This window comes from Arthrobacter terricola (genome assembly GCF_004354015.1).
Taxonomy (GTDB): domain Bacteria; phylum Actinomycetota; class Actinomycetes; order Actinomycetales; family Micrococcaceae; genus Arthrobacter; species Arthrobacter terricola.
This window is the reverse complement of record NZ_SMRU01000002.1, coordinates 110640-133389: the sequence shown is the minus strand read 5'-3', so window position 1 is coordinate 133389 and position 22750 is coordinate 110640. Positions and strand designations below refer to the sequence as shown.

Below are 22750 nucleotides of genomic sequence, written 5' to 3'. Positions count from 1 at the left end.
GACTCACATGCGGCACTCAAGGCACAGATTGCTCCGGGGCCTTTGCCGCACTCCAGATGCCCGGGACAAAGTGCTTTGGCTTCTGGCCTGTGGACCGGACCGCCGCGAGCCTTCCGTTTGATTTCGATGGCCCAGGCCTAGGTGGACGTTTCGTGGTCGGCGCCGCGCATCCGGATGGCCACGAGAATGCCGGATGCTCCCGTGAGGGCGGCGACGACGGCGACCGCGGCCGGGATACCGAAGGCGTCGGCGATGAGTCCCGACAACAACGCTCCGACGGCGAAGCCGCCGTCGCGCCAGAGCCGGTAGATCCCAACGGCGCGGGCACGCCAGGCGGGGTGGGCGACGTCGCCGATGGCGGCCAGAAGGGTGGGGTAGACCATGGCGGTTCCTGCCCCGAGCAGCACGGCCGCGATGAGCCAGGTTCCGAAGTCGCGGCCGAGGGCGACCAAGGCCAGGGCCCCGGCCTGGACCAGCATACCGGCCACGATCAGGGGTTTGCGTCCCGTCCTGTCCGAGAGGGCGCCGGTCACGAGTTGCCCGGCTCCCCAGACCGCCGGGTAGACGGCGGTCAGGATGCCGACGCGTTCGATGCCGAGACCCGCGGTGGCGAACAGGACAGGAAACAGTCCCCAAGCCAGGCCGTCGTTGAGGTTGTTGACCATGCCGGCCTGGCTGACGGCGGACAGGGAGTTGTCACGGAAGCTGGTCAGCATGAAGATTTCCCGGTTGCCCAGCCCTGCGCCGTGACCTGCACGGACGGAAACATGTGTGGCCGCTTCCGCCGTGGCATGGTGGTGTGTTTCGCGGACGGTCAGCACGGAGAGGCCCAGGCCGACGGCAATGAACGCGGCGCCTGGCAGGAACGGCCCCGGACGCAGACCATAGAAGGAAGCAATATACCCGGTGCCCAGGGCGGTGCCGGCGACGCCGAGGTAGCCCGCAGCTTCGTTCAATCCCATTGCCAGGCCGCGCCGCTCCGGGCCAACGAGGTCCATTTTCATCATGACGGTGGTAGACCAGGTCAGGCCTTGGCTGATGCCCAGGATGACGTTGGCGGCCACGATCCACCCCCAGGACGGTCCGAAGATCAGCATGATCGGTACCGGGATCGCTACGAGCCATCCTGCGACGAGTACGGGTTTGCGGCCGTAGCGGTCTGAGAGCGTTCCGGCGAAGTAGTTCGTCGCGCCCTTGGACAGGCCAAAGGCCAGGATGTAAGTCAGAGCGCTTGTGTATAAATCCAGATGGAATGTCCGCGAAGCCAGCAGGGGCAGGACAGTGCGCTCCTGCCCGAGTGTCCCGCCCACCAGGGCGTTAACTGTCACCAGCAGCATGAACTGCGCCAGATTCTGCCGAAGACCCAGCGCGGCTCCCGTTGATCCTGGGCTATGGCGCGGGAGTGTGCTTCCCGGCATGAGTGGCGCTCCGTTCATGGTGGGCTAATTAGGGTACCCGGGCAGGAGGGGGACCCGCCCGGGCGGTCTGGGGTTACTTTGCCGCAGCGGCGTTCTGCAGCGTCTGCTGCCGCATGGTCCAGGCTGCGTAGCTGCCGTCGAGTTCGACGACGTCGTACCCGGCGCGGCGCAGGGCGCTGGCGGCAACGGAATTCCGGACACCGGACTGGCAGTAGCTCACGATGGCGCCTTCGGTGGGCAGTTCGTCAAGATGCCACATGACGCGGCCGCCGCTGAGCTGCTGGGAGCCGGGGATATGGCCGGCGGTGTGCTCGGTCTTGTTGCGGACATCCAGCACCATGGCGGCGTCGAAGCCCTCGAGTTCCTCGGGCTGGATCAGCTGCGGGGTGCTCGTGGGCAGGCCTTCGATGCTGGTGAGGTAGCCGGCGACGTTGTCGATGCCGACGCGTACCAGGTGGTCCCACATGTCCTGGGCCTGGTCCTGGTCCTGCGCCAGCAGTACCAGCGGGTTCTCGTCCGTCTCGGGGTTTACTACCCAGGCCCCGTAGCTGGCAACTGACTTGCCGGCGGGGACGTTCAGGGAGCGGGCAACGGTTCCCTCATGGACTTCGTTGTTGGGACGGGTGTCGATGAAGGTGACCTTGTCTTCGGCCAGGTCCTTGGCGACGGCGGCAGTGTCCAGTTCCGTGAGGGGCGTCCGTTCGCCGATGACGGCCGGGCCTTCACGGTTTTCGCGCTTCATGCGAGCGAAGTAGGCGTGGGCGTCGGGCTGGCCGTCGAGGAGTTCGTGGATGAAGCCCTGCTCGTCGTTGTCGGCCAGGTAGGGGCCCCACCAGGCGTAGAGCCGCTCGTACCCGACCGTGGAGGAGGGAATCGCGCCGAGGGCCTTGCCGCAGGCACTGCCGGCGCCGTGGGCGGGGTGGACCTGGACGTAGTCCGGCAGGGTCAGGAACTTGTCGCGCAGGCTGGCGAAGAGCTGCTTGGCCCCGAGGAAGCGGGTGTCGATGCCGCCGGCGGCCTCATCGAGCAGGTCCGGGCGGCCCAGGTCGCCGGAGAAGACGAAGTCCCCGGAGAGCAGGTAGCCGGGCTGGTCGCTGAACGCGCCGTCGGTGACCAGGAAGGACAGGTGCTCGGGGGTGTGGCCCGGTGTGTGCACGGCCTGGATGCTGATGTTGCCCAGGGCGATCGTGTCGCCGTTGTACAGGCGTTCGGCGTCGAATCCGTACTGCCAGTCCGGGCCGCCCTCGCCGGAGACGTAGACCTTCGCGCCGGTGGCGGCGGCAAGTTCGCGTGTGCCGGAAAGGTAGTCGGCGTGGATGTGGGTTTCGGTGACGGCCACGATCTTCATGCCGTTCTTCGCGGCCAGATCCTGGTACACGGCGATGTCGCGGCGGCCGTCCACAACGATGGCTTCACCCTTGGCCTGGCAGCCGATCAGGTAGCTGGCCTGGGCGAGGTCTTCGTCGTAAATGCGTTCGATGAGCATCAGTGCTCTCCTTCGTGAAAGGTGGGTGGGAGGGGACTTGTTCCTCGGCTTTTGAGGACAGGCGTCGGGCAGGCGGCCTGCTCCTGCCTTGTCTTAGTTCTGCTGCGGTGCGTCCTGGGCCCGGAGGCGTGCCATGTCCAGGTTTTTCACCTCCTGGATCACTTCCTCCAGTCCGGTGGCGTTGAGCGCGCCGGGCTGGGAGAAGACCAGGGTTTTGTCGCGGAAGGCCATCAGGGTCGGGATGGCGGTGATCCCGGCCGCCGCGGCCAGGCCTTGTTCGGCTTCGGTGTCGACCTTGGCAAAGGTGATGTCCAGGTGCCTTTCGGAGGCAGCGCCGTAGATGGGGGCGAACATGCGGCACGGGCCGCACCAGCCGGCCCAGAAGTCAACGAAAACGATGCCGTTGTTCTCCAGGGTCTGGGCGAAGCTCTGTTCGGTGATGTCGATGGTTGCCATAACCAGGTTCGAGTCCTTCCAAAGGTGAAATGCCGTTGAATGATCCATGGCCTCGGGCAGGAGGGCTGGAGGGTCAGGTGGTGGGGAGGCCGGCCCGGGTCCAGGCGATCATGCCCCCGGTCATGGTGTCGGCGCTGAAGCCGGCACCGTTGAGGGCGTCGGCGACGCGGGCGGAGCGGTTGCCGCTGCGGCAGACAGCAATGACGGGGACGGCAGGGTCCAGTTCGGAGAGTCGTTCCTGCAGCTGGTGCATGGGGATGTGCAGGGCGCCGGGGATGATGCCTTCGGCGACTTCGAAGTCCTCGCGGACATCCAGGATCCGGGCGGTGTCCCGGCGTTGCGCGGTTTCGGTGACGCTGATTTCAGCCATGGTGTGTTCTCCTTCTGGGGTTCGGCTGGTTGGGCGGATGGTTCGGGCTTATCGGATGGGTTCGCCGGCTTGACGCCAGGCCGCCATACCGCCGCGGAGGGAATAGGCGTCATAGCCCCTCCCGGACAGGAACCGTGCCGCGGAGGCCGAGCGGACACCGGAGGCGCACACGGCGATGACAGGCCGGCTCTTTTGGATTCCCGCCGTGCTGATTTGCAGCCGGTCCAACGGGACGTGCTTGGCCTGGGGTGCCCGGCCGCCGCGCCATTCCTGGGTGGAACGGACATCGATCAGGGTGGCACCGGATGCCATGAGTTCCTTGGCTTCGGCCACGGTGATTGTTTTGTAGGGCTTGGTGAAGGCATTTTTCAGGGAATTGATCAGGCCCATGGGGTGGCCTCCTTGCTTGGGTGTGGGATGGTGTGTCAGGCCGTGACGGTGCTGGCCGTGACCCAGGCGGCGACGGCGAAGATCAGCACCGCGAACGAGACGCGCACATGGTTCTCTTTGAGCCGGCGGGCGAGCCGGGCAGCAACGAGTGAGCCGAGGATCGCCGGGATGGCGAAGGCCAGGACGGTCGGCCACTCGATGGTGAATCCGGCCGCGTGGGCGCTGAAGCCTGCCACGGAGTTGATCACGATGATGGCCAGGGATGATCCGACGGCCTGTTTCATGCGCAGACCGAGGAACAGCGTGAGTGCCGGCGTGATGAGGAATCCGCCCCCCACGCCCAGGAGTCCGGTCAGGAACCCCACCAGGAGTCCCACGCCGACGGCTTTGGGGGCGCAGGTGCGGAAGGCCCGGGTGGGCCCGGTGCTGCAGGAGCCCTCGGTTTCGCGGGTGCGGGTTAGCATGCGGATTCCGGCGATCACCATCAGGGCTGCGAACGCGAGCATCAGGATGTTCGGATCCAGGAGCCTTCCTATGGCCGTGCCGCCCCAGGCTGCCGGGATGCCGGCGGCGCCGACCAGCAGGACCACGGGCCAGTTAATGCCCTCGCGGAACCGCGGGATCAAGGCCGCCAGTGACGAGACGCCGACCACCAGCAGGGACGTGGGAATGGCCTGCGCAGGGCTCATACCGACGCCGTAGACCAGGGCCGGGACGGCAATGATCGATCCGCCGCCGCCCACGACGCCGAGCACGACGCCGACGAACAATCCCAGCGCCAGCGCGGCGATCATGCCGCCGGGCTTTGCCGGGCCGAGGCCAGCGGCAGTTGCAGGATTGCCGTTTCGCGGGTGGGCTCCTTGGCGGCCTTGTTCCACGGCATGGCCGACAGGGCCTGGCCCATGGCGCAGGTGTTGGTCGCCGCCGAGAAGGTCAGGCCCGCACCGATCGCGCCGGCGAGCATGCGGATCCGGGGTGAGACGAACTTTCCGCCGGCCAGGCCCAGCACCACGAGGGAGCCCGCGGCGAGGCGGACCTGGCGTTCCAGGTCCCAGCGGGCCTTGCCGCGGACCACGTCGCCGCCTGCCGCGGCGAACGCGGGAACCCCTCCGGTGAGGACGTGTGCGGTTCCGAGGCCTGCCCCGCCCAGGCGCTGCCGGGCTTGTTCGGCCCGGGCCCCGGAGTGGCAGACGAGCACAACGCGGCTGCCCAGCCGGGCGGCGAGTTCCTCGGTGTGTTCAGACAGCAGCGGCAGGGGGACGTTGTAGGAGCCGCGGATGTGCATCGATTCGAACTCGGCCGCGGAACGCACATCGAGCACTACGAGGTCCTGATGTTCACGGAACCAGGTTTCGAGGGTTTCCGGGGCGAGTGCGGTGACGGTGGGGCTGGCTGAAGGGGAGGGCGAAGTCACGGATGTCCTTTCAAGACAAGGCTGGATACCCCACCGAGTATTACAGATACCCCTATGGGTATGCAAGACACCCCTAGGGGTATAAGATGAAGGTCAGAACCTCGATCGGAGATGCCCCATGCAACTTGATGCAACAGAACTGACCCCGGTGATCAACCGGCTCAAACGCGCACAGGGCCAACTGGCCGCGGTCACACGGATGATGGAGGAAGGCCGGGACTGCAAGGACATCGTCACCCAGCTCGCCGCCGTCTCCAAGGCCCTGGACCGGGCAGGCTTCGCGATCATCGCCAGCGGCCTGGAGCAATGCAGTTCCCGCGAAGACACCAGCCTGGACAGAAAAGAGCTGGAAAAGCTCTTCCTCTCCCTCGCCTAACCCCAGTTGGTTCTGGCCACACCGAGCACAAGGAGCCCACATGAGCTACACGCATACCGTCACCGTCCCGATGGCATGGGGTGACGCAGTTCAACGCACCCGCGAGGCCCTCGCCGAGCAGGGATTCGGGATCCTGTCCGAGATTGATGTCCGCTCCACCTTCGAGGCCAAACTCGGATCCGACGCCGCGGAAGCACTTGGCGACTATGTGATCCTGGGCGCCTGCAACCCTGCCCTGGCGAGCCGGGCCCTGGCTGCCGAACCGGACCTTGGCGCCCTGCTGCCGTGCAACGTCGTTGTCCGCCGCAGCAAGGATGCCGCCGAGACCACCATCCAGGCCATCGATCCCCGGACCATGGTTCAACTCAGCGGCAACCCGGCCGTACGGGAGATTGCCGACGACGCCGACGCCCGGCTCCGTAAAGCCCTTGCCGGCCTTGGCGGCGCAGGGCAATTCTCCGCCTGAGCGGCCGACCGGACGGCCTCAGACCCGGTGCCGGGGCGCAGCCCCCAATGCGCCTCCGTACGGTCCGGTCCCTGAGCTAGCTGACCGTGAGCTGGGCGTACATGCTGGCGGCGTAGTGGCCGGGGAGGTCGCAAACCAACTTGTAGCGCCCGGGTGGCAGGGTGACGGTCACCCATCCTGACGCCCCGGGCAGGATCCCCTGACCGGGGCCTTCGGCGCAGGTATTGGACGCTTCCCCGAGACTGCTTGCCTCCTCGATCCTTGCGTCAGCGCCCGATCGGGCGTGTGCCCTCGATCTGGTCATCCGGAAGCGGAAGGATGACGAACTCATGGCTGATGCTTCCCGCGTTGCTTGCCAGGAACGACACCGTACCGTCCATCACGGTGCTCCCGTCTGATGTCGTCCGCATGGCACCGCCGATAGTGATGGGCTGGCCCATCATGGGTCCGCCCATGTCGGTCAGCGATACGTCGACGACCTGCCCGGAAAGACTCGGAGCCACGCACGGGGCCCGGGACGCAAAACCGGCCGCCCGGGATTCACAAATCCACCCACGAAACCGAGTGCCACGAGCGACAGCACGGTCAAAAGAATGACGGCCACCGCCCCGAGGATGACCTGGCCGAGGCCGGTCACCGACTTCACTCCTGGCGCCTGAGCGCGTTGCGCCGGGCAACGAACTCCTGTTCGTCGATTTTCCCCGCGGGGGAAGCGTTCACCCAGGATGCGCTCGGCGTCATGGTGCGGGGGCCGGAGCGAATCCGGGCCCTAACCCGAACGGTTCCGCCGGATCTGGAGCATTACGACGGTAACCACCGCTCCCCAGAAAACCAGCGTCACCAGGGCCAAGGCCGCCCACGCGCTGACACCCCATCCACTGCCATACAAGTCATCCAGCATCTTCAGACCTCCCCTTGCGAGATTAGGCCCGGGCAGGTCCCCGGAGCAGAGGCTTAAGCGCCGCTAGTCCAAAGCCAGCCAGGAGGTTGCCGTCCTGGTGCGGTTATCGCCGCCGGTAGTAGTCCTTCCAGATCAGACGATGTATTGGTATGCGGCGGGGCAGCGACCTTAGTCCTGGTATGAAGGGGACGAGGGTCAGCAGGAGGGTCAGCACCGCCATGATTGAGACGACGAGGATGTCTGCGTTGGGCGAGGATTTGATCGGCTGCACCTGGTACACGAAGGAGAAAAGCCAGAGCCAGGACTGGCCGGGATAGTTACCGGTTTCGTTCATCATGCCCCACTGGTCACCCGTGAGGTGAGCGGTGTCGGCCAGGCCGGGGAAATAGGTTCCGTCGCCGAGGAACAGCGTACTGCGGGTGTAGTCGGTGCTGTAGAAAGAGTCTTTTGCCTGAAGTACACCGTCTAGCGCTCCCTGCTGAGCCATGCCGAGCAGGGTTCCCGTGAGTGCGGGGACGGGGCCGTAGTCGCCGGGGCCGACTTTGGCGGGGTCGTTGTCCGGAGCTTTCGAAAGGGCATCGGTGTACGCCGCCGCCCAGTCCACGTGCTGTTTGTCCGTTCCGGCCTTCCAGTCTGAAACCGCGCTGGGAGATGAGGGTAGTGACTGCAACGGGCTGATGACGAAATCGTTGGCTGTATCGATAGGTATGCGGACGCCGGAGAAGCTCTGCAGATCTATCGGGCCAAGCTTTTGGGATGCGTCCGGTGTGGCGTTGTAGGGAGGGCCGTAGCCGGCAGTCTTGCTGGTTCCGCCCAGTTCCGCGGTCGCGGTAGCGACGAAGTCCGCCGGCGCTGCCGTCGCCCATGATTTCAAGGTGACACTTGGATCATCCGGGGAGCTGAAGACGGCCGAGAGACCAAGCACGAGCAGGCCGACGACCATGACGCCGACGGTAAGTTCTTTGAACAGGTCGTATTCGCGCGCCCTGCCGCGCCAGGGCCTTCCGGCAATATCGTTCCGCATGCGCCAGGACATAGGGTCGGTGTTCTTGCTCATAGGTGCTCCCCTTCCACGCTGGCGCGCTGAGGAAGATCCTGCTGGAGTTGCGCATCGGTTGCGGCGGCATCCAGCGGGGGCACCACGCCGTGCATCCGGACCAGCACAACGTGCAGGGCGACGACGCCTGCCACCGCCAGGGGAAGAAGGGTGATGTGCCACATCAGGATCTGGCCCAGGTTGGTGACGTTGAACCAGGCTCCGACCCCGACGGCGTTCAGCGCGTCTTTGGCCTGGAAGGCGATCCACTGCGAATCAAAGTTGGTTTGCAGCAGGTAGCCGGTGAACGCCGTGACGATGGAAACCACGAATGCTATTACTCCGGTGATCCAGGTCAGTACGCGGCCGCCCCGCCAGGCTGCCATCCAGTACTTGCCCCAGAGGTGGATCACCATGAACATGAAGAACAACTCAACACTCCACAGGTGGGTGCTGTTGATGAAATGACCAAGACCGGAGACGTGGTACCAGGCCGGGCCGTTCAGGGCCAGGATGCACCCGGAAACGATGATGTAGACAAGGGCTGCGATGGCGCCCATGCCGAACACGTAGATCCAGGATGCCACGTAGCTGGGCTGATCCTCCGGCAGTAGTTTGTCGGGTGGAAGACGGCGCAGCATCCAGCCCCGGGCCGTACCCGTCCAGGTCGAGAATCGTGGCTCTTCGTCCACGGTACCGGCAGCGGTATCGCCGTCCGGGGTCATTTCCGGCCTTTGCCGCGCGGAAATGGCAGGAACAACGCAACCACGAACAGAATGACCATCAGGACGATGACGATCAGGTTGCCGAACTGAATCAGGAAACTTCCCCATCCAAGATAAATTCCGGGAGCCGGAATTCCGGCCTCCGCCAACAGTGATCCGCGCATAACGGCCTCCTGCCCCAGAAAGGGCATATCGGGATTCCTAAGGAACCACCTTTGTGGTTCACAGTACAGGTCCGACAACACCCCGTTGGCCCCTCATGTCGTCCGACCGTCAGGGTCGAGCACCATCACACCACCGGGCGAGAGGCCTAACCTCGTACCCTGGAGGCTGGCGACAACTGACCACGTCGTGGCGAGGGCGGCATTTTGCTCCGCGGTCAGTGCGCCGAGGCGGTGCCCCGACTTTAGGTGATGACGACTCCGGCACCGTAGCGCGCGATGACATTCGCACGATGCTCCGCCAGCCGGCAGGAAGCATGGTGGGGGGGGAGTGAAGCCAGGATTTCCGAGCCCGAGCCGCCACGCCAAACCACCGTTCGTCCTCGGGGGCGCCACAAGGCTTGGGAACAGGCTCTTAGCCTCCCTGGTTTTCCCGGACCTTGGGCGCACCCTCAATGGCCGAATTCGGGGGCTTGCGGTAATCATGGGTGGAATAGTCGCACTCCCTGTTGGTGCACAGGTAGGGAATTTGTGTTCCGTTGGTAGCCATCACTCCCATGGAGGGAATTTCAACCCACTTTTTGACAACCAGGCTATTGCACCGCGTGCAGACGTAATTCACGGTCCTTCTTTCCCTGAGGTTTGTCCCGTATATCCAGCGACTATCTATGCTGATGCTCGCAGCCTACTTCCCTAGTTCGGGAACGGGCGCTCAGAGGTCGTTGGCTCGCGCCTCCTTGATGAGCCCGTGATAATGCCTGTCGATTAGGGTATTTGGTGCCTTGGGCGCGTTGGTCAATCTAGCGATTTCCTGGGTGACCGTGCCTAAACCCGCCGATTGGCTTCCGTCGGCGGGGCTTGCGCTGCGGGCATCGTCGTTTGCATCATTGCGGTCCGACGGTATTAGGCAGAACGACTTCTCGGATACACGACATGGCCCTCGGAACGCGACCTCAAAACTTGAAATCTGTTGCAGATGACAAGCTATAACTCCTCAACCCTGGGTAGTCGGTACGGGGCGGACGGTCCCCTTCCTAACCGCGTGGCCCGGGACGGTTCGGGTCTCCCGGCCGTGACTGATTACATGGTCGTCGTCGATGGAAGGCGCTGTGCACGGTCGCGCTTACCGCTCAGGTGTTCCAGGGTGAGATCCAGGCCTCCGACCTCACCAGACCAGCCTTCCTGAATCGCCTGCGATCTTCGGGCGATCAGGTCGGTTTCGAGTTCACCGAGCCGGGCGATCATCCTAGGCTCAATGTGCAGCAGGGGGCATCGGACACACGCGTGTTCGGGAGCGCAGGGGGTGCCGTAGGACCGGCCACATGAGCCCAGTTCGACTTTTCGTTTGTCGATTAGGCTACCGGTTAAGAGTGGTGGCCTAATTTGCGCGCGGGAAGGATCCTATTGTGAGGGTCTTAATTGTCGGTGCAGGAATTGCCGGTCCGACCTTGGCGTACTGGCTTCAAAAGTCTGGACACAAGGTCACGATCGTGGAGCATGCACCAGAACTGCGGAGCGGCGGGTACCTCATCGACTTCTGGGGTGCCGGCTTCGACGTCGCTGAAAAGATGGGCATCGTGCCAGAACTGCGACGACGCGGATATGTCATGACCGAAGCGAGGGCGGTCAACCGCGACGGACGCCGGGTGGCCTCGTTTAGGCCCGAAGTCATCATGGAGTCGGTGAAGCGGTACCTGAGTATCGCCCGATCCGATCTCGCGGCCGTGATCTACGAGGCAATCGGCGGCGCGGTTGAGCTGATCCTTGGTGACACGGTCGGCGCACTCGAGGACGACGGGAACCGGGTTCGGGTCACGTTCGCCAGCGGGACCACCCGGGACTTCGACCTGGTCGTCGGTGCCGACGGCCTTCATTCCGGTGTGCGGAGGCTTGCGTTCGGCCCGGATGATCGATTCGAGACATACCTGGGCACGGTGGTGGCGGCGTTCGAATCCGAACGGTATCCGGAGCGAGACGAACTTGTCGCGTTGATGTACGCCGACATCGGCTTTCAGGCAGTCCGGCTTTCTCTTCGCGACGACGCCACACTGTTCCTCTTCAGCCTTCGACATGATGGGGACGTACCGACCGATCGGGCCGCACAGGAGGGTCTGCTGCGAGACAAGCTCAGCGACAAAGGCTGGGAGGTGCCCTCCATGCTCGACCTGATGGCTCAGGCAAAGAACTTCTACTTCGACTCCGTGAGCCAGATCCGGATGCCGTCCTGGACGACGGGGCGCGTTGCGCTGTTGGGCGACGCAGCAGCGTGCCCCTCATTTCTTGCCGGCCAGGGGTCCGCCCTGGCCATGGTCGAGGCCTATACCCTGGCGGCAGAACTCGCGCGGAGCCGTGACCATCGTGTTGCGTTCGCACGATACGAGGAGCGGCTCGCTCCGTTGCTCCACTCCAAGCAGGATGCCGCAGAGGGTTTGGGTTTGGCTTTCGCGCCCAAGAATCGATTCCAGCTCTTCGCAAGGAACACCGTGATGAGAATGATGGGGTTGCCCAAGGTCGCCGACATCGTGATGGGCAGGAGCTTTCACGACGCCGTTGAACTCCCATCGTTCCCCGACACCGAGTCGGCCCGCTGAGCGTATGGTTCGACCAAGTTCGCGAACCTGTCGCCCACCGGCAGCGGCAGACAATCTTGCGGGTTGCTCTCGACGAATTCGCCACTCGCGGATACCACGACGCCCCGCTCAATCGGGTGATCGATGCTGCCGGTATCTCCAAAGCCTCGATGTACTATGACGTCCTTTCGATCGCCGAGCGGCCGGGCTGACGCGCTTGGTCGGGGCCGTGGAGATTTGCGCCGCGGCCTGGTGGTACGCCGGTCCCTGAATGGCGGATCACGCTCGTAACCGCTAACGGCGGGCTGAGGCAGGTCACGCACGGTGGTTCCGACACCTCGCTCTCCTGGACCGTGAGAGGGTCGCGTTGGCGGCTTCAGCCCGGTCGTGCCATCACTCCTTGTCTGCTCCAGCCTTGCGTTGGGGGCCCGCGGTTCCGTCCGGACCGTAGTCGCCCTCGGCGTATTGGCCGATTTCCGTCCCTGGGGTTCGGCCTTGAACCGTTCCGGCCGTGCCGTAGTCGGCCTCCACGAAGCGTCCGGCTTCTTCTGTGTCTTTGTCAGGTGTACCCGGCAGCGCTCCCTCGCTGCCGGCTGCACCATAGTCGCCTTCGGTGTATTGGCCTTCTTCGTCGTCTGCGCTGCGGCCTGCCTCAGTACCGGCGTCGCCGTAGCTGCCTTCGACGTAACGGCCGCGGACCTTTGGGTCTTCTGAATTTTGCCCGTCCCGCGGCTTGCCCGTGTGTCCTTCAAACTTGTCGTTTCGCGTCATGATCTCGCCTCCACGCAATCCGCTGAGAGGTCTTCCCGGCGGTTCCAATTCTAGCGAGGCCAAAAGAACGGAAATAGTCGCTGACGCGGGCCATGTTCCGTGAGCGCCCGTCAAACGAGATCCTCCGGGCATAGACTTTGGTCCGGAGGATGTTCCCCCGGGAGGTGCGATGGCACGATTGAATATTCTGGACCGATTCAGTCCTGTCGGCGCTCCGGGCCGGCAGGCCCGGCCGGCGTACCGGCTGCTGACCTCGAGGAGGTGAATCCCCGTCATGACCCCTGATACGACCGGGCCGACTCCGTCCGAGGCGGACGTGAGCGGGACGCAGCCGAACTCCGACCTGAAGTCACTGCCCATGCCGGAGGTCGAGAAACGACTCGCCACCTCGCCGGACGGGTTGAGCCAGACCGAAGCGGGGAAGCGGTTGGCGGAGTACGGGCCGAACGAGATCTCCGAACACAAGACGAGCCCGCTGCTGAAGTTCCTGTCCTACTTCTGGGGCCCGATCCCGTGGATGATCGAAGTCGCGGTGATCCTGTCCGGCGCGGTTGGGCACTGGCCGGATTTCTTCATCATTCTGGTGTTGCTGCTGGCCAACGCCATCGTCGGCTACACGGAAGAGCGCCAGGCCGGCAACGCCATCGACGCCTTGAAAGCGAAGCTGGCGATCACGGCCCGGGTCCGACGCGAAGGCGAATGGACCACGTCGGCGGCACGCGAGCTGGTGCCCGGGGACGTGATCCGGCTCCGCCTGGGCGACATCGTGCCGGCTGATGCGCGGCTGCTGGGTGGTGATCCGGTCGAGGTGGATCAGTCCGCGCTGACCGGCGAATCGCTGCCGGCCACGAGAGCGGCCGGGGAGGCCGTCTTCTCCGGCTCCATCATCCGCCGGGGCGAGATCGGCGCTCTGGTGTATGCCACGGGGTCGGACACCTACTTCGGCAAGACCGCGGAACTGGTCCAGGACACCCACACCGTCAGCCACTTCCAGAAGGCCGTCCTCAAGATCGGCAACTACCTGATCGTGCTCGCGGCGGTCTTCGTGCTGGTGATCATCGGCGGCTCCGTGCTGCGAGGCGACCCGATCCTGACCACGCTGGAGTTCGCGCTTGTCCTCACCGTGGCGGCGATCCCGGTGGCGATGCCCACGGTGCTATCGGTGACGATGGCCGTCGGCGCGCGTCTGCTCGCGAGGAAACAAGCAGTGGTGACCCGTCTGGTTGCCATCGAAGAACTCGCCGGCGTGGACGTGCTTTGCGCCGACAAGACCGGCACTCTCACTCAGAACGCGCTGACGCTCGGTGAACCCTTCACCGTCGGGAACGTCACTGGCGAGCAGCTCATCCTCGCCGCCGCACTGGCCTCCCGGGCCGACAACGACGACCCGATCGACCTGGCCGTCCTCGGCGCCATCCCCGACAAGAAAGCTCTGGAGCCCTACCGCGTCACGCACTTTCAGCCCTTCGACCCGATCGGCAAACGCACCGAAGCCACCGTCACCGCTGCCGACGGAACCACCTTCACCGTGACCAAAGGCGCCCCCCAGGTGATCCTGGCGCTGCCCGCCAACACCGCGCAGATCACTTCCGCGGTCGACGCGACGGTCAACGACTTCGCCTCACGCGGCTTCCGGGCCCTCGGGGTGGCCCGCGCCGACCAGGACGGCGGGTGGGCCTTCCTCGGGGTGCTGCCCCTGTTCGACCCGCCCCGCGAGGATGCCGCATCCACCATCGCGACCGCCGGGCGCATGGGTGTCACGGTCAAGATGGTCACCGGCGACGCGCTGGCCATCGCGAAAGAGACCGCCGGGAAGGTCGGGCTGGGCACCGGCATCCTGGACGCCGCCGGACTCGGGGATGTGAAGAAGGTCGAGACCCCGGCGGTCGCCGAGTCGATCGAGACCGCCGACGGGTTCGCCCAGGTCTTTCCCGAGCACAAGTACCACATTGTCGACGTCCTGCAGAAACGCGGACACATCGTCGGCATGACCGGCGACGGTGTCAACGACGCCCCCGCCTTGAAAAAAGCCGACTGCGCGATCGCCGTGAGCGGAGCCACCGACGCCGCCCGCGCCGCGGCCGACATCGTGCTGTTGGCCCCGGGCCTGTCGGTGATCATCGACGCAATCAAGGAAAGCCGCAAGATCTTCCAACGCATGAACAGTTATGCGATCTATCGCATCGCTGAGACGCTGCGCGTGCTGCTGTTCGTGACGCTGGCGATCCTGATCTTCAACTTCTTCCCCGTCACCGCGATCATGATCGTGATGCTGGCGCTGCTCAACGACGGCGCGATCCTGTCCATCGCCTACGACAACGTCCACTACAAGGACCAGCCAGAGGCCTGGAACATGCGCCTCGTCCTTGGCATCGCCACAGTCCTGGGCGTCATCGGCCCGGTCGCCGCGTTCGGCCTGTTCTACCTCGGCGATCGCGTCTTCCACCTCGGCCAGCCCCAGCTGCAGACCATGATGTATCTGATGCTTTCCGTCGCCGGGCATCTCACGATCTTCCTTACCCGCACCCGAGGCCCGTTCTGGTCAATCAGCCCCGCCCGCATTCTCTGGATCGCCGTCCTCGGCACCCAGATCATCGCGACCCTGATCGCCGTCAACGGCCTGTTCATGTACCCGCTGAGCTGGGGCTGGGCCGGGTTCGTCTGGGGCTACGCGATCATCTGGGCGTTGGTCAGCGACCGCATCAAACTGTTCGCCTACCGCATCCTGGACCCCGCCCCAGCCCATCGCTTCGATCGTGGCCCCAGCAGCATGGCGGTGGGTCGATGACGGACCCGCGGCCAGAAGCCAGGATCGTTGCTTCCACCCGGGGATCGGCGAGGCGGGCGCCCGGAAGCGATGGCGAGTGGAACGCGATCCGTGCCTTGGGTCTGCCGGGCCGGGTGCGGCCCGTGCGTGTTCGACGTGGACGGCGTGCTCACCCAATGAGCCGGGGCCTATGCCGCAGTCTGGAAAGAAAGGTTCGATCGGGTTCCTGATGCCGATGTGCGACAGTCCCGGCGGGCCGTCCGTCGCCTTCGAGCAGACCGTCGACGACGCGTGCTTTACCCCTAAGATCCAGAATGCCAGCTCCCGGCGCCGCTGCTGGCGTGCGGAAGCCAGGCCCTGTCCTACGCGGCCGCCGCACCGTTCGGCGGGTTCCGTTTCCGGTGCCAGGCAAAGGCGAGCCGCAGGGCGGACACCGTCGCCATGGACCCGCCGATGAGCAGTAACGTTGCCTGGTCGTGGAGGATGAGTTGGACTACCAGGACAACCAGTGCGCCGAGGCAGGCCAGAAACCCGGTACCGCTGAACAGTCGTGGCCAGAACCCCGACAGGACCAGGCAGGCCAGGAGGTTCGTGGCTCCGAAGACTGCGAGGAAGACCGCCGAACCGAAGGTCAGGAGGGCCGTGATGTCCGGCAGCATGGCAAAGGATGCTCCGAAGACCGCCAGGAAGACGAGGGCGGGGACGGGCAGGCCTGCCCGGCTTCTTGCGAACACCGCCGGCAGCTCCTTCGCCAGCGCGATCTCGTGCATCTGGCGCGCCGTCGAGAACAAGGTGGCGTTGATCGCCGAACTCGCCGCCAGAAGCGCCCCGAGGCTCGCGATCCAGTACCCGGCAGGCCCCAGGGCCGCCTGGCCCGCCGCGGCAAATGCCACTTCCTTTTGCGCGACGATGACACTGTCGCTGACAAGCATTTGGGAGCCGATCGTCACGGTGACGTAGACCAGCGTGACCATCGCGACCGAGAGGTATAGTGCCCGTGGCAGCGTCCAGCGCGGTTTGAGGAGGTCGTCGTAGTCGTAGCAGAGCAGTTCGAACCCTTCATAGGCGACGAAAATTGATGCCGAGGCGATGATGACACCGGCCAGACCCTTGTCATCGGGCGGGGCAAGCCGCTCGGGGGAGAAATGCGCAAACCCGATGGCGGAGATCAGGGCCAAGACGGCGACCTTGATGAGGACCACGACGTCTTCCGACAGTGCCGACGCGCCGACACCGCGAAGGTTGATCCCCAGAAACACCAACAGGATCAGGGCCGCGAATCCGTTCGCGAACGCACCCGGTAGACCGAAAGCGTGCGCCGCGTAGTGGCCGAATGTGAACCCGTAGACCGCAAGCGCGATCAGATAACCAAACATCAGCAGCCATGAAATGTAGGAGCCGGTGCGCGGATACCCTGCATTGTGCAGGTAAACGAAGAGGCCGCCCGAGCGCCCGGCCCGGATGGAGAGTGCCGCGAAGGAATGCGCGGTCACCATGGCGATGGCTCCACCGATGATGAAGCTTCCGACGGCGAGGTGCCCGGCGAGTGCGACAGTCACACCCAGGACGCTGAAGATGCCGCCGCCGATCATTCCTCCGACCGCCATCGCCGCCGCATCACGCAGGCGCAGCTTGCCGAGTCCTTTGTCCCGGTGCGCGGCTGTTCTGGGGTGGAACGCCGCTTTGGGTGTCGGAGATTCGCTAATCATTTGGTGCGCCCAATTCCTATGACAGTGACGGCAGGCTATTGCGCCTGCGCCTGCCGTAGCACTGAATCTGAACGGCGTGGCCTGTGAAGGCTAGGATGCTCTTGAGGCCGGTGAAAGGAAAGAGAAATGATGACCAGTAAGAGCTCATTCGTGATTGTGGTTGGTTTTGACGGTTCCGAACATTCTCAAACAGCATTGAACTGGGCGATAGACGAGGCCCGCCAACGCGACGGGCAACTCCGCCTGGTCACAGCGTGGACCCAGCCTCTGATGGCCTGGTATCCGGCCGTGATGGAAACGGCGGCGGGTGAAATCGCGGCCGAAGATTCCCCGCAGCACATCGCGGAGACGCTTCAGGCTGAGGCCCTGAAGACCGCAGCCGGTGAGAGAACGGCCGCCACGGGCCAGGTTGTCCACAACGTTTCGCCGGCATCGGCGATACTCGACGCCGCCCGGGACGCGGATCTCATCGTCATCGGCTCCCGCGGGCACGGCGGATTTCCCGGACTGCATCTCGGCTCGGTTTCCAGCCAGGTCCTCAGCCACGCGCAGTGTCCGGTGCTTGTCGTCCGGTCCGGGGCCTCCTGAGGCGTGAACCACTGGTACATGACGGCGAAGCAAGGCAATCCATCGCGCTCAGCAAGGCACCGTCAAAGACAAAGGCAACGTCCATGCGCCGATCTACGTGACTGCGTGGGCGCCGTCAGCAGGTCTGCCCGGGGTGGCAGGACCGCCACGACTAGCACCAGGTAGCCGCCAGCGGGCACGTCGGCACAGGCCCGGGCGGACGAGCGCCTCATGGCTTCCGGAACTTGCTCCCCGGCCAGAGCCAGCATCGCCACCGCGTCCTGGTTCGGCAGCTACAAAGGCACCGGCCCGCAATGGGGCAAAACCCGAACATCACCATCAACGGAAGATACTATGCAGGGGTCGACGGGGCCGACCTCGCCGGCGGCCAATGGGGACGGTTCATGGACGCAGCAACCCCGGAGTTCAGTAACACCCCGTTCCCGCAACCACCCGCGGCGATGCTCAGCCGGGGCCGATGACTACCGGAACGCGCCGCCGGGTCGCGAACCCGCGGTCCGCCAAATGGCGTTCCGGGACCCGGGTCCCGGCCCCCGGTACTCCATGAGGATCCGCGTCCCCCCACCGATTCACTCACACAGACTCCGCCGGATGATGCTTGGGAGCCCTCGCCCTGATTCCGGGGAGTCGGGTCACCGCGTAGACAGTGCCTGCCGATGGAGGTAGCTTGACTGAATGAACGACAACAGTTCATTCGAGCGCCGACTCGTCGATCTGACGGCAGTGGCAATGATCGGTGACGGGGCACTGGCTCTGCTCATGCCGGCCGAACACATGAAGACCTGGATCTGCGGGCCGCAATGGTGGCGGGACCTCGTCACTTTCTTCGCCAGTCGGCCCGGGCTGACACGCTTGGTCGGAGCCATCGAGATCTGCGCCGCGGTCTGGTGGGTACGCCGCTCCCCGAATGCGAGCCCGCGCTCGTAACCGTTAGCGGTGACACCTGCGGGTTACGGACTCCGAGTAGATGCACCGCTCCTGGATCGGACAATCAGTGCCGGAAGATCAGGACGGGGCAGGGCGCATGGTGGGCGACCTGGCTGGAGACTGATCCGAGCAGAAGCCCGGAGAACCCTCCGTGTCCGCGGGATCCCACTATGAGCAGGTCCGCGTCTTTGGCTGCGTCCAGCAGCGCCATGGATGGGAGATCTCGAACGAGCAATCCCGCGAGGTCCACCCCTTCGGCGTTGACGGTTTTCAGCGCGTCCGCCTGGACACGTTCAGCGGAATGAAAGGAGTCGTTGGTACCGCTGTCTTCCACCGTGGACGGCACAGACGGATAGTGCCAGGCAGTGATAACCCGGACCTTTCCGCGGCGCAAGCGCGCTTCGTCCACGGCCCAGCGAAGGGCGGAGAGGGACTGTTGGGAACCGTCTACGCCGACCACGATCAGGTATGTACCGGAAGCGTCCATTTTGTGTCCTTTCACGCGCCCCGGTCCCATGGCCTTGGGCAGTGTCAGTCTGTGCCCGTCGTGGGGAGCGGTCAAGGCCCTCATTAGTTCCGCTCGCGCAGGACTCCACTGAGCTGCCTTGGTGGCTTCGAAACAACCATGATCCGGGGCGGCCCGGAAGAGGAAGGATCGGACATCGGCGGAGTTCAGGTTTGGGTTCCGGATTGGGGGACCAGCTGGCCTTGGAGGCCCAGTGCTCCTGAGCGTGTCCCGAGGGGCAATCTAGGTGTGGTTGAGTTTGGCCTATGGGTTTCGGTCTGAGCAGTGAGCTCATTCATGCGTGGACGCTGGTTGAAGAAGATGCATTCCTGTTCTCGAGAAAGTCCGGGGTGACCCGGCCGTTCAGTCGCGTCAGGTGACCGGCGGGTGCGTGGCGACGTCGGGGTGGGTCTGGTCAACGGCTTGCGGGTGGGCCAGACGTCTCTCGTGCTCTGAGCGCCCGGTAGATGCTGGCCATGCTGGGGTTGCGGCCTTTGTGTTTGCCGGCGGGGATGATCAGGTCGAGGCGGATGTCGTGGAGGGACTCGCCGTTCGCGCGGCGGCGCAGCAGGGTGTGAAGCATGTCCTCGGTAATGACCGGGGGCCGGCCTCCGTGGTTTTTCCTGCTGGCCGGGTTGAGGCCTTCGAGGGTGGCTTCGCGGATGTTCTCGCGTTCGGTTTCGGCCATCGCGGCGAAGAACGCGAACAGCACCCGGCCGGTGCCGGCCGGGTCGTAGATCCCGGTGAGTGGCCCGGCGAGGATCTCCATGGCGATGCCGTGTGCGCTGAGGTGATCGGCCAGCGCGGTCAGCTCGGCGGAATCCCGCCCCAGTCGTTTCATCCCGTAGACGGTGAAGATGACCCGGCAGTGCGGGGCGTGGGCCTTGATCTTCCGGGCTGCCTGCAGCGCGGCTTCGAACTTCGGACGCACCCGCAGGTGGCTGGAGACCTTCTCGGCGAAGATCTTTTCGCGCGGAATGCCGTGCGCGGCCAGTGCGTCGAGTTGGGGCTGGAGTTCCTGGGTCAGGTGGTGGGAACAGCGGGCGTAACCGACGCGTATGTCCGCGCCAGGGGTGTCGGCGGGGATTGGTGCCGGCGGCGGGGTGCCCGGTCTCCAGGGCTGGCCCGGTCCCCGGCCGGCCGGTGTCGGCATACGCAGCTCCTTCGCCAGGCGGGGGACTTTGGTGAACCGGCCGGTGTGGTAGGTCGAGGCAACGGCACCGGAGCGGGACCGGCACGGCGAGCCCGGCTGGACGTGGCAGTGGGGGCACGGGTGCCGCTCGATCTCATCGGCGTCGGATGGGACGGTGGTTCCGGGCCCGCTGCTCATCATCTCCTCGGCGAGTTGCTTCACCGGCCGGTTCGAGGACAAAACCAGCCGAACCGATTCCTCATGGAACGCGGCATCATATGTCCTTCGTGCGGGCATCTATGCGAGGCTCCCATCACCCTGTCCCGCAAAACCGTGCGGCCGCAGAAGCCGGTGGTGCGTTATTTGAGTGAGAAGGGGTTCTGAGGGGAATTCCGGGCGATCCGGGCCCGGGTGGGCCGGGTCGTCTGCGGTTTCTCAAAATCGGGTGTTTGCAGGAAGGGGTGCGCATGATCAGGGTGGCCAGCCCGCTGGCGAAGTTCGCGTAGGTGCCGTCGATCATTTGCTGCCTTGCATTCCCACCCGGGTGAGGTAGCGGAGCGAGCGGTCCCGGTCGGTCGCCTCGGTGAGGTCGTGCAGCCTGGCCACGAGCAAATCAGATGGGCCGATGAGCCCAAGGCACGCGCCGTCGTCGTTCACTACCGCAGCTTCGGGCGCGCCGGTCCGGGCGAGGACGTATGCGGCGTGACGGAGTGTTTCCCGCGGATGGAGCACTGGCGTTGCCTCGGTGAGGTCAGCGGCCGGTGCGCGCATGACGTCCTCGCAGAAGAACGTCTCGAGCGGATCGGTCGTGTAGTCGCGGGTCAGGTGGAGTCCGCGGCGCGCGATCTTCTCGGTGAGTACCGAACGTCGAAGGAACAGGACGGAAGCGCCGTAGGCAACCACCGAGGCGATGAGCAGCGGGAGTGCGACAGCCCAGGCATTGGTCAGCTCGAGAGTGAAGATCACGCCGGTGAGGGGCGAGCGCATGACGCCTCCGACGACGGCGGTGAGCCCGAGCAATGCCCAGAACCCCGGGATGACGTCCGGCAGAACGAGGCCCGCCGCTGCGCCGAGTGCCGCGCCGATCATGAAGATCGGAGCGAGCACACCGCCGGAGGTCCCGCTGCCCAGGGACAGCGACCAGATGAGTGTCTTGACCACGAGGATGCCGATGATGAGCCCTGTCGTCGCGTGCCCCGTCAGCAGTTGATCGATCACGTCGTAGCCGACGCCGAGGGCGCGGGGTTCGATGAGACCGCCTGCGCCGATGATGAGTCCGCCGATGGCGGGCCACCACATCCAGTGGATGGGCAGCCGGGAGAACGCGTCCTCTGCCCGGTACACGAGCCAGGTTGCTCCGGCGGCGACGATCGCGCCGGAGATGCCGACGACGGCGGCCAGCGCCTCGATGCCGGGCGTCAAGTGCAATCCGGAGGTCGAGACCGGGAAGATCGGTGCGGTGCCGAGGATTACGCCGCGCACCACGGTCGCGACCGCGACCCCGGCAGCCACGGGTATGAAGCTGCGAGGACGCCATTCGAACAAAAGCAGCTCGACGGCGAGCAACACGGCGGCGAGGGGCGAGTTGAACGTCGCGGCCATGCCGGACGCCGCTCCCGCCACGAGCAGCGTCTTGCGCTCGTCCGCGGTGAGGTGGAGGTGCTGGGCGAGAATAGAGCCGATCGCGCCGCCCGTCATGATGATGGGCCCTTCGGCACCGAAGGGCCCTCCCGAGCCGATGCTGATGGCGGCCGAGACCGGCTTGAGGACGGCGACCTTCGGAGCGATCCGGCTGCCGCCAATCAGGATGGATTCGATGGCCTCGGGCATTCCATGGCCGCGGATCTTCTCCGAGCCGAACCGGGCCATGAGGCCAATCACGAGTCCGCCGGCGACGGGCAAGGTGAGCACTTGCCACCACGGATGTCCGCTGCCCACGGCCACAAGGCTTGTCGAGAGGCGGCCGAAGAAGAAGAGATTTGTGGCAAGCCCGATCAGGCCCAAGAGCGCCCAGGCCGCAAGTGCCCCGAGCGCCCCGACCGGGATCGCGAGGGCCGCCACCAGGAGCATCCGCCGGTCGACGGCGAAATCGCCCAACTGATGGCCGCGGTGCGTGCTCACGCGACCACCGCCCGGCTCAGCGACGCCGCCGAGAGGTGCCCATGGAGAGCGGTGAGACCGGCGGCGAGCTGGTCCCGCAGCTCCGGGTCGAGGTGCGCGAGGGCCTCGCGGAACTCGTCGTCGCGCCGGCGGAGGACGGCTTCGACGGCACCGCGGCCGACATCCGTCAGGGAAAGCAGGACGAGGCTGCGGTTTCCGGCGGAAGCGGAGCGCCGCACGTACCCTCCCGCGCACAGCCGGTCGGCCAAACGGGTCACCGAAGATCCGGAGACTTCAAGGACGTGCGCGAGGGCGCCGCTGGGCACCGTCCCGTGGTCGTGCAGGGCGAACAGCATGCGCATCTGCGGCAGGGAAAGGTCCGTGACCTCGTCCACACTGCGCATGGCGACGGCGAGCAAGTCACGCGTGGCCCGCTGGAGGGCATCGATGTGGCGGTCGAGAGGATTTGGCATACGACAACT

General features: G+C 65.3%; 28 protein-coding genes. 8 read left to right on the top strand and 20 right to left on the bottom strand.

The window, feature by feature from the left end:
- Positions 1-137: 137 nt before the first annotated feature.
- The 7 genes from E1809_RS02305 to E1809_RS02275 all read right to left on the bottom strand — a co-directional run bounded on the left by E1809_RS02305 (position 138) and on the right by E1809_RS02275 (position 5534).
- Positions 138-1418, bottom strand: a complete 1281-nt coding sequence (locus E1809_RS02305) for an MFS transporter (RefSeq protein ID WP_133202617.1) — start codon at positions 1416-1418, stop codon at positions 138-140.
- Between the two features lie 73 nt (positions 1419-1491).
- Complete coding sequence (locus E1809_RS02300; RefSeq protein WP_133202616.1) at positions 1492-2904, bottom strand: MBL fold metallo-hydrolase; 1413 nt, start codon at positions 2902-2904, stop codon at positions 1492-1494.
- A gap of 93 nt (positions 2905-2997) precedes the next feature.
- Positions 2998-3360 carry a thioredoxin family protein gene (locus tag E1809_RS02295; RefSeq protein WP_133202615.1) on the bottom strand — a complete coding sequence of 121 codons (363 nt, stop codon included), beginning with the start codon at positions 3358-3360 and terminating at the stop codon, positions 2998-3000.
- Between the two features lie 73 nt (positions 3361-3433).
- Positions 3434-3730, bottom strand: a complete 297-nt coding sequence (locus E1809_RS02290; protein ID WP_133202614.1) for a rhodanese-like domain-containing protein — start codon at positions 3728-3730, stop codon at positions 3434-3436.
- Between the two features lie 48 nt (positions 3731-3778).
- Entirely contained in the window at positions 3779-4120 is a 342-nt protein-coding gene (locus tag E1809_RS02285) for a rhodanese-like domain-containing protein (protein ID WP_133202613.1), read from the bottom strand.
- Positions 4121-4155: 35 nt separating this feature from the next.
- Positions 4156-4914 (bottom strand): sulfite exporter TauE/SafE family protein, encoded by a 759-nt coding sequence (locus E1809_RS02280; protein WP_133202612.1) that lies wholly within the window; start codon positions 4912-4914, stop codon positions 4156-4158.
- The gene (locus E1809_RS02275) at positions 4911-5534 is read right to left on the bottom strand and encodes a rhodanese-like domain-containing protein (RefSeq protein WP_133202611.1); all 624 of its coding nucleotides are present in this window, start codon (positions 5532-5534) and stop codon (positions 4911-4913) included. Before E1809_RS02275 ends, E1809_RS02280 begins: the two co-directional genes overlap by 4 nt.
- 118 nt (positions 5535-5652) lie before the next feature.
- On the opposite strand from E1809_RS02275, the gene E1809_RS02270 reads away from it, so the two are divergent.
- Both E1809_RS02270 and E1809_RS02265 read left to right on the top strand, forming a co-directional pair.
- Positions 5653-5910: a metal-sensitive transcriptional regulator gene (locus E1809_RS02270; protein WP_133202610.1), complete on the top strand. Its 258-nt coding sequence runs from the start codon at positions 5653-5655 to the stop codon at positions 5908-5910.
- 40 nt (positions 5911-5950) lie between these two features.
- Positions 5951-6376, top strand: a complete 426-nt coding sequence (locus E1809_RS02265; RefSeq protein WP_133202609.1) for a DUF302 domain-containing protein — start codon at positions 5951-5953, stop codon at positions 6374-6376.
- 76 nt (positions 6377-6452) lie between these two features.
- On the opposite strand, the gene E1809_RS27275 is transcribed toward E1809_RS02265, so the two are convergent.
- The 7 genes from E1809_RS27275 to E1809_RS02240 all read right to left on the bottom strand — a co-directional run bounded on the left by E1809_RS27275 (position 6453) and on the right by E1809_RS02240 (position 10444).
- On the bottom strand, positions 6453-6680 hold the full coding sequence (locus tag E1809_RS27275; protein ID WP_235835405.1) for a sulfocyanin-like copper-binding protein: 228 nt from the start codon (positions 6678-6680) through the stop codon (positions 6453-6455).
- Complete coding sequence (locus tag E1809_RS27270) at positions 6643-6879, bottom strand: cupredoxin domain-containing protein (protein ID WP_235835394.1); 237 nt, start codon at positions 6877-6879, stop codon at positions 6643-6645. The genes E1809_RS27275 and E1809_RS27270 overlap by 38 nt, the downstream gene beginning before the upstream one ends.
- A 266-nt stretch (positions 6880-7145) precedes the next feature.
- Entirely contained in the window at positions 7146-7277 is a 132-nt protein-coding gene (locus tag E1809_RS27680) for a hypothetical protein (protein WP_268908655.1), read from the bottom strand.
- A 103-nt stretch (positions 7278-7380) separates the two neighbouring features.
- Positions 7381-8334: a hypothetical protein gene (locus E1809_RS02250; RefSeq protein WP_235835393.1), complete on the bottom strand. Its 954-nt coding sequence runs from the start codon at positions 8332-8334 to the stop codon at positions 7381-7383.
- The gene (locus E1809_RS02245; RefSeq protein ID WP_133202608.1) at positions 8331-9038 is read right to left on the bottom strand and encodes a cytochrome b N-terminal domain-containing protein; all 708 of its coding nucleotides are present in this window, start codon (positions 9036-9038) and stop codon (positions 8331-8333) included. The genes E1809_RS02250 and E1809_RS02245 overlap by 4 nt, the downstream gene beginning before the upstream one ends.
- Entirely contained in the window at positions 9035-9202 is a 168-nt protein-coding gene (locus E1809_RS26530; protein ID WP_165962189.1) for a hypothetical protein, read from the bottom strand. The genes E1809_RS02245 and E1809_RS26530 overlap by 4 nt, the downstream gene beginning before the upstream one ends.
- A gap of 1077 nt (positions 9203-10279) precedes the next feature.
- Positions 10280-10444: a recombinase gene (locus tag E1809_RS02240; RefSeq protein WP_133202607.1), complete on the bottom strand. Its 165-nt coding sequence runs from the start codon at positions 10442-10444 to the stop codon at positions 10280-10282.
- A gap of 161 nt (positions 10445-10605) precedes the next feature.
- Here E1809_RS02240 and E1809_RS02235 point away from each other — a divergent pair, with 161 nt between their 5' ends.
- Both E1809_RS02235 and E1809_RS27000 read left to right on the top strand, forming a co-directional pair.
- Positions 10606-11790 (top strand): FAD-binding domain, encoded by a 1185-nt coding sequence (locus E1809_RS02235; RefSeq protein WP_133202606.1) that lies wholly within the window; start codon positions 10606-10608, stop codon positions 11788-11790.
- Positions 11791-11846: 56 nt separating this feature from the next.
- Positions 11847-11981, top strand: a complete 135-nt coding sequence (locus tag E1809_RS27000) for a TetR family transcriptional regulator (RefSeq protein WP_205754073.1) — start codon at positions 11847-11849, stop codon at positions 11979-11981.
- Positions 11982-12162: 181 nt separating this feature from the next.
- Here E1809_RS27000 and E1809_RS02225 read toward each other — a convergent pair whose 3' ends face one another.
- Positions 12163-12540, bottom strand: a complete 378-nt coding sequence (locus E1809_RS02225; protein WP_133202605.1) for a hypothetical protein — start codon at positions 12538-12540, stop codon at positions 12163-12165.
- Between the two features lie 274 nt (positions 12541-12814).
- On the opposite strand from E1809_RS02225, the gene E1809_RS02220 reads away from it, so the two are divergent.
- Positions 12815-15328, top strand: coding sequence for a plasma-membrane proton-efflux P-type ATPase (locus tag E1809_RS02220; RefSeq protein ID WP_133202604.1), 2514 nt, complete (start codon positions 12815-12817; stop codon positions 15326-15328).
- A gap of 341 nt (positions 15329-15669) precedes the next feature.
- Here the strand turns inward: E1809_RS02220 and E1809_RS02215 are convergent, their stop codons facing one another.
- Entirely contained in the window at positions 15670-17016 is a 1347-nt protein-coding gene (locus E1809_RS02215; protein WP_133202603.1) for an APC family permease, read from the bottom strand.
- A 126-nt stretch (positions 17017-17142) separates the two neighbouring features.
- Between E1809_RS02215 and E1809_RS02210 the strand changes: the two genes are divergently transcribed.
- The 3 genes from E1809_RS02210 (at position 17143) to E1809_RS02205 (ending at position 18531) form a co-directional block, all read left to right on the top strand.
- Positions 17143-17604, top strand: a complete 462-nt coding sequence (locus E1809_RS02210; protein WP_308166761.1) for a universal stress protein — start codon at positions 17143-17145, stop codon at positions 17602-17604.
- 293 nt (positions 17605-17897) lie between these two features.
- A complete protein-coding gene (locus tag E1809_RS26525) occupies positions 17898-18065 on the top strand; it encodes a hypothetical protein (protein ID WP_165962188.1) in 168 nt (55 codons plus the stop codon).
- 214 nt (positions 18066-18279) lie between these two features.
- Positions 18280-18531, top strand: coding sequence for a hypothetical protein (locus tag E1809_RS02205; protein WP_133202602.1), 252 nt, complete (start codon positions 18280-18282; stop codon positions 18529-18531).
- A 64-nt stretch (positions 18532-18595) separates the two neighbouring features.
- Here the strand turns inward: E1809_RS02205 and E1809_RS02200 are convergent, their stop codons facing one another.
- The 4 genes from E1809_RS02200 to E1809_RS02185 all read right to left on the bottom strand — a co-directional run bounded on the left by E1809_RS02200 (position 18596) and on the right by E1809_RS02185 (position 22741).
- Complete coding sequence (locus E1809_RS02200) at positions 18596-19018, bottom strand: universal stress protein (RefSeq protein ID WP_133202601.1); 423 nt, start codon at positions 19016-19018, stop codon at positions 18596-18598.
- Between the two features lie 433 nt (positions 19019-19451).
- Positions 19452-20465, bottom strand: a complete 1014-nt coding sequence (locus E1809_RS02195; protein WP_205754072.1) for a recombinase family protein — start codon at positions 20463-20465, stop codon at positions 19452-19454.
- A 219-nt stretch (positions 20466-20684) separates the two neighbouring features.
- Positions 20685-22289, bottom strand: coding sequence for a chloride channel protein (locus E1809_RS02190; protein ID WP_205754071.1), 1605 nt, complete (start codon positions 22287-22289; stop codon positions 20685-20687).
- Positions 22286-22741, bottom strand: a complete 456-nt coding sequence (locus E1809_RS02185; protein ID WP_133202600.1) for a MarR family winged helix-turn-helix transcriptional regulator — start codon at positions 22739-22741, stop codon at positions 22286-22288. The genes E1809_RS02190 and E1809_RS02185 overlap by 4 nt, the downstream gene beginning before the upstream one ends.
- Positions 22742-22750: the final 9 nt, after the last annotated feature.